Origin of the sequence: Stenotrophomonas sp. 2YAF22 (genome assembly GCF_052114665.1) — a bacterium.
Classification (GTDB): domain Bacteria; phylum Pseudomonadota; class Gammaproteobacteria; order Xanthomonadales; family Xanthomonadaceae; genus Stenotrophomonas; species Stenotrophomonas indicatrix.
In genome coordinates this window covers 1-10,359 of the sequence record NZ_JBFRFE010000077.1, presented here as the reverse complement: position 1 = coordinate 10,359, position 10,359 = coordinate 1, and the positions used below count along the sequence as shown (strand labels likewise).

At 65.3% G+C, this 10,359-nt stretch carries 14 protein-coding genes and 1 tRNA gene; 11 read left to right on the top strand and 4 right to left on the bottom strand.

Annotated elements, in window-relative coordinates; translation table 11 throughout:
• Positions 1-52 precede the first annotated feature (52 nt).
• Positions 53-349, bottom strand: a complete 297-nt coding sequence (locus tag AB4Y84_RS05170) for a hypothetical protein (RefSeq protein WP_025876254.1) — start codon at positions 347-349, stop codon at positions 53-55.
• A 419-nt stretch (positions 350-768) separates the two neighbouring features.
• Here AB4Y84_RS05170 and thrS point away from each other — a divergent pair, with 419 nt between their 5' ends.
• The 11 genes from thrS to AB4Y84_RS05115 all read left to right on the top strand — a co-directional run bounded on the left by thrS (position 769) and on the right by AB4Y84_RS05115 (position 9,225).
• Entirely contained in the window at positions 769-2,670 is a 1,902-nt protein-coding gene (gene thrS / locus AB4Y84_RS05165) for a threonine--tRNA ligase (protein ID WP_025876257.1), read from the top strand.
• Between the two features lie 49 nt (positions 2,671-2,719).
• Positions 2,720-3,262, top strand: a complete 543-nt coding sequence (gene infC / locus AB4Y84_RS05160) for a translation initiation factor IF-3 (RefSeq protein ID WP_089236282.1) — start codon at positions 2,720-2,722, stop codon at positions 3,260-3,262.
• Between the two features lie 273 nt (positions 3,263-3,535).
• Positions 3,536-3,733 (top strand): 50S ribosomal protein L35, encoded by a 198-nt coding sequence (gene rpmI / locus AB4Y84_RS05155; RefSeq protein WP_002811096.1) that lies wholly within the window; start codon positions 3,536-3,538, stop codon positions 3,731-3,733.
• 10 nt (positions 3,734-3,743) lie between these two features.
• Positions 3,744-4,103: a 50S ribosomal protein L20 gene (gene rplT / locus AB4Y84_RS05150; RefSeq protein WP_005410435.1), complete on the top strand. Its 360-nt coding sequence runs from the start codon at positions 3,744-3,746 to the stop codon at positions 4,101-4,103.
• Positions 4,104-4,297: 194 nt separating this feature from the next.
• Positions 4,298-5,293 carry a phenylalanine--tRNA ligase subunit alpha gene (gene pheS, locus AB4Y84_RS05145; RefSeq protein ID WP_089236281.1) on the top strand — a complete coding sequence of 332 codons (996 nt, stop codon included), beginning with the start codon at positions 4,298-4,300 and terminating at the stop codon, positions 5,291-5,293.
• A gap of 85 nt (positions 5,294-5,378) precedes the next feature.
• Positions 5,379-7,760, top strand: a complete 2,382-nt coding sequence (gene pheT / locus AB4Y84_RS05140; RefSeq protein WP_428705125.1) for a phenylalanine--tRNA ligase subunit beta — start codon at positions 5,379-5,381, stop codon at positions 7,758-7,760.
• A gap of 27 nt (positions 7,761-7,787) precedes the next feature.
• Positions 7,788-8,087, top strand: a complete 300-nt coding sequence (locus AB4Y84_RS05135) for an integration host factor subunit alpha (protein WP_005410432.1) — start codon at positions 7,788-7,790, stop codon at positions 8,085-8,087.
• Entirely contained in the window at positions 8,068-8,424 is a 357-nt protein-coding gene (locus AB4Y84_RS05130) for a MerR family transcriptional regulator (RefSeq protein WP_005410431.1), read from the top strand. The genes AB4Y84_RS05135 and AB4Y84_RS05130 overlap by 20 nt, the downstream gene beginning before the upstream one ends.
• 67 nt (positions 8,425-8,491) lie before the next feature.
• Positions 8,492-8,568, top strand: a tRNA-Pro gene (locus AB4Y84_RS05125).
• A 118-nt stretch (positions 8,569-8,686) separates the two neighbouring features.
• Positions 8,687-8,890 (top strand): hypothetical protein, encoded by a 204-nt coding sequence (locus AB4Y84_RS05120; protein ID WP_312786683.1) that lies wholly within the window; start codon positions 8,687-8,689, stop codon positions 8,888-8,890.
• Complete coding sequence (locus AB4Y84_RS05115; protein WP_223495870.1) at positions 8,884-9,225, top strand: low molecular weight protein tyrosine phosphatase family protein; 342 nt, start codon at positions 8,884-8,886, stop codon at positions 9,223-9,225. The genes AB4Y84_RS05120 and AB4Y84_RS05115 overlap by 7 nt, the downstream gene beginning before the upstream one ends.
• On the opposite strand, the gene AB4Y84_RS05110 is transcribed toward AB4Y84_RS05115, so the two are convergent.
• From AB4Y84_RS05110 to AB4Y84_RS05100, 3 genes are all read right to left on the bottom strand, one after another.
• The gene (locus AB4Y84_RS05110) at positions 9,195-9,539 is read right to left on the bottom strand and encodes a GNAT family N-acetyltransferase (RefSeq protein WP_312786684.1); all 345 of its coding nucleotides are present in this window, start codon (positions 9,537-9,539) and stop codon (positions 9,195-9,197) included. The genes AB4Y84_RS05115 and AB4Y84_RS05110 overlap by 31 nt on opposite strands.
• Positions 9,540-9,640: 101 nt before the next feature.
• Positions 9,641-9,991, bottom strand: a complete 351-nt coding sequence (locus AB4Y84_RS05105) for a DUF6713 family protein (RefSeq protein WP_442244069.1) — start codon at positions 9,989-9,991, stop codon at positions 9,641-9,643.
• Between the two features lie 59 nt (positions 9,992-10,050).
• A partial coding sequence (locus AB4Y84_RS05100) for a DUF3011 domain-containing protein (protein ID WP_442249845.1) occupies positions 10,051-10,359 on the bottom strand: 309 nt, incomplete at its 5' end.

Below are 10,359 nucleotides of genomic sequence, written 5' to 3'. Positions count from 1 at the left end.
GCAGCGGCAAGGAAGAAGCCGGCGAAGATGCCGGCCAGTGCGCGCGACCACATCAGCGCGGCTCCACATCGGGGCGGTGCCACGCGGCCAGTGCCGGCAGCAGCATGGCGGCCAGCATCCAGGTGCACAGCATCGCCACCAAGCCGGCGGCAAAGCCCAGTTCGGCCATCCACAGCCACAGCGCAGCGACTGCAGCGACCAGGCCGATCTGCCGGCCCAGGCGCCCGGCACGGCGCAGGCGTGGCCAGCGGCAGTGCGGGGAGGCGGCATAGAAGGCCAGCGCGGAGAACATCGCCGACAGCATGCCGAGGCTGCAGAAGCCCAGGGTCGACAGGCCAACGGTAATCATCGGGGGCTCCGGGCCCGGCATACGGCCGGTGAACGCGGGGCACGGGCGGGACCGGCAGGCGCCGGTCGGGGCGGGTGGCGCATTGCAGGATCCTGGGGGGAAGCGGGCAGGCCGGCACGGGGCGGGCTGCGCGGACATGGTAATCATTGCGTTTTCACGCCGCCAGCCAGCGCCATTCAGGCACCGCTTGGGCTTTGTCCGCCGCTGGTTTAAGATCACGGGCAACCACATCCTGGAACCAAGGTGGCCCGCGCACTGCGCCGGCCGAGCGTGCGACATGAGCACTACCACCGCCCACTGTTGACCTGCCCCGAAGGCCCTGCATTCCAGGCGCCCTCGCGGCGCTTTTTTATTGCCCGGACGACAGCCCGGGAGCGCTTTCCAGCCCGCCACGACGGGCCCCGCATGAAGCCATTGCAATGATCACGATTACCCTTCCCGACGGCAGCCGCCGCGAATTCGAAAACCCCGTCAGCGTCATGGACGTCGCCCAGTCGATCGGCGCCGGCCTGGCCAAGGCCACCATCGCCGGTTCGGTGGATGGCGTGCTGGTCGATGCCAGTGATGTCATCGACCACGATGCGTCCCTGCGCATCATCACCGCCAAGGACGAGGAGGGCGTGGAAATCATCCGCCACTCCAGCGCCCACCTGGTCGGCCACGCGGTCAAGCAGCTCTATCCGGACGTGAAGATGGTGATCGGCCCGGTGATCGCCGAGGGCTTCTATTACGACATCTACTCCGAGCGTCCGTTCACCCCCGAAGACATGGCGGCGATCGAAAAGCGCATGGGCGAGCTGATCGCGCAGGACTACGACGTCATCAAGAAAGTGACGCCGCGCGCGGAAGTCATCGAGATCTTCAAGGCCCGTGGCGAGGACTACAAGCTGCGCCTGATCGAAGACATGTCGCCTGACATCCAGGCGATGGGCATGTACTACCACCAGGAATACGTGGACATGTGCCGCGGCCCGCACGTGCCCAACACGCGCTTCCTGAAGGCCTTCAAGCTGACCCGCATTTCCGGCGCCTATTGGCGCGGCGACGCGCAGAACGAGCAGCTGCAGCGCGTCTACGGCACCGCCTGGGCCGACAAGAAGCAGCTCGATGCGTACATCAAGCGCATCGAAGAAGCGGAGATGCGCGACCACCGTCGCATCGGCAAGCAGCAGGACCTGTTCCACCTGCAGGAAGAGGCCCCGGGCCTGGTGTTCTGGCACCCGAAGGGCTGGGCGCTGTGGCAGGTGGTCGAGCAGTACATGCGCAAGGTGTACCGCAGCACCGGCTACGGCGAAGTGCGCTGCCCGCAGATCCTGGACGTGTCGCTGTGGCAGAAATCGGGCCACTGGGACAACTACCAGGACGCGATGTTCTTCACCGAGTCGGAGAAGCGTACTTACGCGCTGAAGCCGATGAACTGCCCGGGTCACGTGCAGGTGTTCAACCAGGGGCTGCACAGCTACCGCGATCTGCCGATCCGCTACGGTGAGTTTGGCGCCTGCCACCGCAACGAGCCCTCCGGCGCGCTGCACGGCATCCTGCGCGTACGTGGCTTCACCCAGGACGACGGTCACGTGTTCTGCACCGAAGACCAGGTCGAGGCGGAAGTGACCGCGTTCCACCAGCAGGCGCTGGCGGTGTACCAGCACTTCGGCTTCGAGGAGATCCAGGTCAAGATTGCGCTGCGCCCCGAATCGCGCCTGGGCGATGACGCCACCTGGGACAAGGCAGAGGGCGCGCTGCGCTCGGCGCTGTCCAGCTGCGGGGTGGAATGGCAGGAGCTGCCGGGCGAGGGCGCCTTCTACGGCCCGAAGATCGAGTACCACCTGAAGGACGCCATCGGCCGCACCTGGCAGCTGGGCACCATGCAGGTCGATTTCATGATGCCCGGCCGTCTGGGCGCTGAATACGTGGACGAAAACAGCCAGAAGAAGCATCCGGTGATGCTGCACCGGGCCATCGTCGGCTCGATGGAGCGTTTCTTGGGCATCCTGATCGAGCACCACGCCGGCCAGTTCCCGGCCTGGCTGGCGCCGACCCAGGTGGTGGTGGCCAATATCACCGATGCGCAGGCTGAATACGTCTCTGCGGTGACCAAAAGCCTTGCGGATCAAGGCTTCCGCGTCAGCGCCGATTTGCGTAACGAGAAGATCGGCTATAAGATTCGCGAGCACACGCTGCAGCGCGTGCCGTACCTGCTGGTCATTGGTGACCGCGAGAAGGAAAACGGCGCTGTGGCGGTGCGTACGCGTTCTGGCGAAGATCTCGGCAGCATGAGCCTTCAGGCCTTCACCGAGCGGCTCCAGGCCGAGGGCGCGTAAACAAAGGTCCGGCCCGTGCGCATTGGCGCCCGGGCCGGGTTCGACACCCTTGGGAGATCGCAATATCAGTACCCCTGACAACAAACAGAACCGCAAGAATCAGGAAATCCGTGTGCCGCGCGTCCGCGTGATCGGCAGTGACGGAGAAATGATCGGCGTGTTGACGCGAGACGAAGCGTTGTCCATGGCCGAAGATGAAGGTCTGGACCTGGTCGAGATCCAGCCGCAGGCAGACCCGCCGGTGTGCAAGATCATGGACTTCGGCAAGTTCAAGTTCGAAGCCCAGAAGAAGGCCAGCGAGGCCAAGAAGAAGACCAAGCAGGTCGAGATCAAGGAAGTGAAGTTCCGTCCGGTCACGGACGAGGGCGACTACCAGATCAAGCTGCGCAAGATGCGCGGTTTCCTTGAAGAAGGCGACAAGATCAAGGTCAACATCCGTTTCCGTGGCCGTGAAATGAGCCACCAGGAACTGGGTCGCGAGATGGCCAGCCGGATCGAGGGTGATCTGGGCGAGGACATCGTCATCGAATCCCGTCCGCGCCTGGAAGGGCGTCAGATGGTGATGATGATCGCGCCGAAGAAGAAGACCTGAGGCCTGACGGGCTGCCTCGCGGGGCGCCTGGCGGCTGAATGGATCAAGGTGAAGGGGCGCCGCTGGCGTCCTTTTGCTTTTCCGGGGCGGGCAGGGCCGGTCTCGGTGTGAAAACGGTGTGGGGGCTGGTTACAGGGCGGATTTGCCTGTATCATGCCCGGCTCGACCCACCCAGGACGGGTCGTACGCCGATCATGGCAGGACGGAAAGAGCGGCCCAGGCCGCCGCCAGATCAGTCAGAAACCAGGGTCATATCCCATCAAGGACATTGCAATGCCCAAGATCAAGACCAACCGGGCAGCGGCCAAGCGTTTCCGCAAGACCGCCTCGGGCAAGTACAAGTGCGGCCACGCCAACCGTAGCCACATCCTCACGAAGAAAGCGACCAAGCGTAAGCGTAACCTGCGTCAGACGAATCACGTCCGCGCAGAAGACGCAGGCCGTCTGGACCGCATGCTTCCCTACCTCTGAGGACTGATACATGGCACGAGTAAAGCGTGGCGTACAGGCGCGTCGCCGCCACAAGAAAATCCTTGATCTGGCGAAGGGCTACTACAATGCCCGTCGCAAGGTCTTCCGCGTCGCCAAGCAGGCGGTCATCAAGGCACAGCAGTACGCCTACATCGGCCGTAAGCAGAAGAAGCGCAACTTCCGTTCGCTGTGGATCACCCGCATCAACGCGGCTGCCCGCATCAACGGCCTGAGCTACAGCCGTTTCATGAACGGCCTGCTGAAGGCTGGCATCACCCTGGACCGCAAGGTTCTGGCTGACATCGCCGTGCACGACGCAGCTGGCTTTGCTGCACTGGCCGAAAAGGCCAAGGGCGCACTGGCGGCATAAGTCCTTCCCGATGCCGTTGCCGTTCACGGAGAACGGTGTCAGGTTGAGGCAATGCATGGGGAAGGGCGCAAGTCCTTCCCCATTCTTTTTTGTGCCGGGCGCAGCCGTGCAGATGGCGGGCGACCGGCAAGCGGTTGCGACGGCGCGGCCCTTCGCGCATCGCGATGGCAGACCGACTGGAGTTCCGGCTACCCATGAGCGACATCCAATCCCTCACTTCCCAGGCGCTGGCCGACGTGGCCGCCGCGCAGAGCCCGGACGCGCTGGAACAGCTGCGCGTGGCCCTGCTTGGCAAGAGCGGCAGCATCACCTCGCAGCTCAAGCAGCTCGGTGCGCTGCCGGCCGACGAACGCAAGGCGGCCGGTGAGGCCATCAACCAGGCCCGCGACGCGCTGAGCAGCGCGCTGGGCGAACGCAAGGCGGTGCTGGAAGATGCTGCGCTCGATGCGCGCCTGGCTGCCGAGGCGATCGACATCACGCTGCCGGGCCGCAGTGGCGAACGCGCCGGCCTGCACCCGATCACCCGTACCCTCGAGCGCATCACCGGCATCTTCGGCCGGCTGGGCTACGAGTTGTCCGAAGGGCCGGAGATCGAGGACGACTGGCACAACTTCGAGGCGCTGAACTTCCCGCCGCACCATCCGGCGCGCGCCATGCATGACACCTTCTACTTCGGTGACGGCCGGCTGCTGCGCACGCATACCTCCGGTGTGCAGGTGCGCTACATGGGCGAACACCAGCCGCCGCTGCGCATGATCGCCGCCGGCAAGGTCTACCGCAGCGACAGCGACCAGACCCATTCGCCGATGTTCCACCAGGTCGAAGGCCTGCTGGTGGATGAGCACTCCACGTTCGCCGATCTGAAGGGCACGCTGTCCGAGTTCGTGCGTGCGTTCTTCGAGCGTGATTTCGAGATGCGTTTCCGCCCCAGCTACTTCCCGTTCGTCGAACCCGGCGCGGAAGTGGACATCGCCTGGCAGCAACCCGATGGCAGCACCCGCTGGCTGGAAGTGCTCGGCTGCGGCATGGTCCACCCGAACGTGCTGCGCAACGTTGGCATCGATCCGGAGCGCTACACCGGTTTTGCCTTCGGCCTGGGCGTGGAGCGTTTTGCGATGCTGCGCTACGGCGTCAACGACCTGCGCGCGTTCTTCGAGAACGACGTGCGCTTCCTGAAGCAGTTCGCGTAAGCCACAACCAGTAGAGCCGGGCCATGCCCGGCTGCACTTGAATCCGAAGCCCAGGCGCATGCGCCGGGCCCACCAGGGTGACCCCATGAAATTCTCCGAAAACTGGCTGCGCAGCCACGTCCCGACCACTGCCTCGCGCGATGAGCTCAGCGCGGTGCTGACCGCCATCGGCCTGGAGGTGGAAGACGTGACCGCGCTTGGCGATGGCCTGCAGCACGTGGTCGTCGCGCGTATCGTCGAAGCCGAGCGCCATCCCGAAGCCGACCGCCTGCAGGTGTGCAAGGTTGATGCGGGGCAGGCTGAGCTGCTGCAGATCGTCTGTGGTGCGCCGAATGCTCGCCCAGGCCTGGTCGCGCCGCTGGCGATGGTCGGTGCGCAGATCGGTGAGTTGAAGATCAAGCCGGCCAAGCTGCGCGGCGTCGAATCCAACGGCATGCTCTGCTCGGCCAAGGAGCTGGGCCTGGACAACGATGCCTCCGGTCTGCTGGAACTGCCGGACGACGCGCCGGTCGGCCAGTCTCTGGTGGAGTACCTCGGCCTGCCGGACGCCAGCATCGAGATCAAGCTGACTCCCAACCGCGCCGACTGCTTCAGCATCCGCGGCATCGCTTATGACGTTGCTGCAGCGACGCGCAGCGAAGTACTGGATTTCATCGCAGAGCCGATCGCCGCCCGTGGCAGCCGTGAGCTGGCGATCCAGCTCGACGCCGGTGCCGAAGCGCCGCGCTATCTTGGTCGTGTCATCGAAGGTGTCAACGCCGCGGCGAAGACCCCGTTGTGGATGGCCGAGCGCCTGCGCCGCAGTGGTGTGCGCCCGGTATCGCTGCTGGTCGATATCACCCAGTACGTGATGCTTGAGCTGGGCCAGCCGATGCACGCCTACGATCTCGGCACCCTGCAGGGCACGATCGGTGTGCGTCGTTCGCGCGCCGATGAAAGCCTGAAGCTGCTGGATGGCCGTGACGCTGCGCTGGACGACAGCTTCCTGGTGGTTACCGATGCTGACCGCGCGGTCGGCCTGGCCGGCCTGATGGGCGGCTTCGATACGCGCGTCACCGATGCCACCACCGCTGTATTCCTGGAAGCGGCGCACTTCGCGCCGGCCGCGATCATGGGCCGCGGCCGCAAGCTGGGCCTGCACACCGATGCSGGCCACCGCTTCGAGCGTGGCGTCGACCCGGCGCTGCCGCGTACTGCCATCGAATACGCCACCCGCCTGGTGCTGGACCTGGCCGGCGGTGCCCCGGCGCCGGTGACCGAGGCGGTACATGCGGCCGACCTGCCGCAGCCGGCCACGATCCTGCTGCGCCGCGCACGCATCACCCGCGTGCTGGGCATCACCATCGAAGACGCCGAAGTCGAGCGCATCCTGCGCGCGCTGGGCATGCAGGTGGTGGACGCTGACGAAGGCTGGCAGGTCACCGCGCCGAGCCGCCGCTTCGACATCGCCATCGAAGAAGACCTGATCGAGGAGCTGGCCCGGATCCACGGTTACGAGCAGATCCCGACCACGCTGCCGGGTGGTGCTTCGCGTGTGGCGATGCCGACCGAGACCCAGCTGGACACGCTCAGCGTTCGCCGCCAGCTGGTTGCCCGCGACCTGCAGGAAACCGTCAATTTCGCCTTCGTCGACGACGCACTGCTGAGCCAGTGGCAGCTGCGCGACAACCTGGTGCCGCTGGCCAACCCGCTGTCGGCCGAGCTGGCGGTGATGCGCCCGTCGCTGCTGCCGGGCCTGGTCGCCACGCTGGGCCGCAACGCCGCCCGCCAGCTCGGCCGGGTGCGCCTGTTCGAGATCGGCCGGGTGTTCGCCCGGCAGGCCGGAGATGGCCAGCCGGCGCCGCTGGAAACCTCGCGCGTGGCTGCTGCGGTCTGCGGTGAAGCGCAGGCGGTGCAGTGGGGCCTGCCGACCCGCAAGGTCGATTTCCATGACCTGAAGGGCGACCTGGAATCGCTGGCTGCGGCCAGTGGCGCGGTCCTGGAGTTCCGCCCGTCCGCCCGCGGCTACGGTCATCCGGTGCGTTCGGCCGAGGTGTTCCGCGACGGCGTGGCGATCGGCTGGATCGGCCAGATCCACCCGCGCCTGGCCAAGGCGATGGACATCGACGTGGACGTGTACGCCTTCGAGCTGGATCTTGAGGCCCTGTCGGCCCGTGCGCTGCCGCGCGCCGGTGAACTGTCGCGCTACCCGGCAGTGCGCCGCGACCTGGCCTTCCTGGTGCCTGAACAGGTGGCCTGGAGTGACCTGGCTGCGACCATCCGCCAGGCTGCCGGTCCGCTGCTGCGCGAGCTGAACCTGTTCGATCGCTATGTCGGCCAGGGCGTCGAGCCGGGATTCAAGAGTCTCGCTATGGGCTTGATTTTGCAGGACAAGTCGCGCACTCTGACGGACCGCGACGTGGAAGCGGTAGTGGCCGAGGCGGTCACTGCCATCGAGCGTGAACACCACGCCCGGATCCGCGGCTGAGCGGGCAGCACTCGGGGGTAGCAGGCAATGGCATTGACCAAGGCGGAGATGGCGGAAAAGCTGTTCGACGAAGTCGGTCTGAACAAGCGGGAAGCCAAGGAATTCGTCGACGCGTTCTTCGATGTGCTGCGTGAAGCATTGGAACAGGGACGTCAGGTGAAGCTGTCGGGCTTTGGCAATTTCGACCTGCGGCGCAAGAACCAGCGCCCGGGTCGCAACCCCAAGACCGGCGAGGAAATTCCGATTTCCGCCCGTACGGTGGTTACCTTCCGTCCGGGCCAGAAGCTCAAGGAGAGGGTGGAAGCTTATGCTGGATCCGGGCAGTAACCGCGAACTTCCGCCGATTCCGGCCAAGCGCTACTTCACCATTGGTGAAGTCAGCGAACTGTGCGACGTCAAGCCGCACGTGCTGCGCTACTGGGAAACCGAGTTTCCCAGCCTCGAGCCGGCCAAGCGCCGTGGCAACCGTCGTTACTACCAGCGCCACGACGTGCTGATGGTGCGGCAGATCCGCAGCCTGCTGTACGAACAGGGCTACACCATCGGTGGCGCGCGCCTGCGCCTGGATGGTCCGGATGCGCGCGAGGAATCGGCCTTGAGCAACCAGATCATCAAGCAGGTGCGGATGGAACTGGAAGAAGTGCTGCAACTGCTGCGTCGCTGACCCATTTCCGCCGTAATCCGCTATACTTCACGGCCCGCCGCACTGGCGGGCACATCGCAGCATCAGTCGGGGCGTAGCGCAGCCTGGTAGCGCATCTGCCTGGGGGGCAGAGGGTCGTCGGTTCGAATCCGGCCGTCCCGACCACTGTGATGTAACAGACAAGCCTGCGCAGCGATGCGTGGGCTTTTTTGTTGCGGCGTTGTATCCTGCGCGCACTCGTACTACCGCGGCTGCTGAACCCGGTACTCACGAGAACACGATCATGGAAACGCAAAGGAACCGCGCCTGGAGGCGCTCGCAGTCGCGCCACCACGGTGGCGACCACACGGCAGCACCGTCGATCTTCAAGCCGGAAAAGAACTGGAAGCTGATGTATACGCGCGGCGACAAGCTGCTGCGGGCGCGCCAGCTGGGTTTCACCTATCCAGTCCTCAGCCCGCGGCAACTGCTGGACCAGGAATGTTGAACCTGTTGTTTGTCTGCAGTCGCAACCAGCTGCGCAGCCCCACCGCTGAAGCGATGTGGCAGCGCCGGCCAGGTATCAGTGCGCGCTCGGCAGGCACCAGCCCGCATGCGCGCCGGCCCATCAGCCCAGCGGATATCCGCTGGGCTGATGTCATCTTCGTGATGGAGCCCAAGCACCAGCATCGGCTGCAGGCGAATTTTGCCCGCCTGCTTCAACACACGCCGCTGCACTGCCTGGATATCCCCGACGACTATCGCTGCATGGATCCGGCGCTGATGGCGCTGCTTGAAGCGAAGGTCGCGCCTTACCTCACATCGTCAGTGGCGAAGCGGTAGATCAACTCCGGATCGCCTTCGTCGAGGCCGTGCACGATGCCGCACTGATGGAAACCAGCGGCTGCCAGCAGCCGCTGCATGTTGGCGTTGGATTGATTGGTGGAGGTGAAAAGCCTGGCGCCTGCGCTGCACGACGTAGCATGCAGAAGCATCGCGCTGCCGACGCCGTGTCCGCGCAGTGGCGCGGCGACCATCAGCATCTCGATGAAGGCTTCACCGAAGAAGTGCCGGTGCTGGACCCGGTAGCCGGCCAGCGTGTCGTCGAGTTCGGCGACGTGCATGTGGCCGTCCGCCAGCCACTGGCCGATCTGCACGGCACGCCGTGGGTCGCCGGCCGCAACACTGTCCAGGGCGATCAGTGCCGAAAGATCCGTGCACACGGCCGCGCGTATCCGAACTGCTGGAGCCCGCACGTTCATCGCCGACGGCTGCGCAGCAAACCGCTGCCGCTGACCAGGCAGGCCAGAAGCGTGAGCAGCGACAGCGGCAGGTGGAATTCATCGCGACCGGCCGCAGCGAAGCCTGCATGGATGAGGGCTGTGCCGATACCCAGCGCACCGCATAGCAGTGCGTAGCGGCGCGCAGAGCCCAGGCCGAGCACGACCTGACGGTAACCGTGCAGCAGTAGGCCGATGGCAAGCAGATTGAACAGCAGGAATCCCTGGATGCCGCCGGGCACCTGGAACATCCGCCACTCCTGCCAGAACGCGGCATCGATCTGATGCAGCAGCAAGGACATCATCGTTGCCAAGTACCAGCGTTCCATGCGGTGTTTCCTGCTGCGGGAGCTTCATTCTAGCGATGATGGGCCCGCAGCCATCGCACTCAGTAGACGCGGAATTCGGCGCGGCAGCCGTCGCTGACCCATACACCGCGTCGGTCCCAGCCCCAGTTGCGGTCCTCGGTGCAGGTGGTGACCGATTTCTGCTTGACCAGCCGCACGTCATGACGGACGCGGATGCGGCACTGTTTCTCCTTGTTCTCGTAGGATTCGCAGACCAGGCGCTCGCCATCCCGATCACGGTCACGCCCACGCCCGGGCCAGCGGCCACGCCCGCGCTCTTCGGCGACGAATTCGGCGCGGCAGCCGTCGGTAACCCACAGCATGCCGCGGCGCTGTCCCCAGTTGTCATC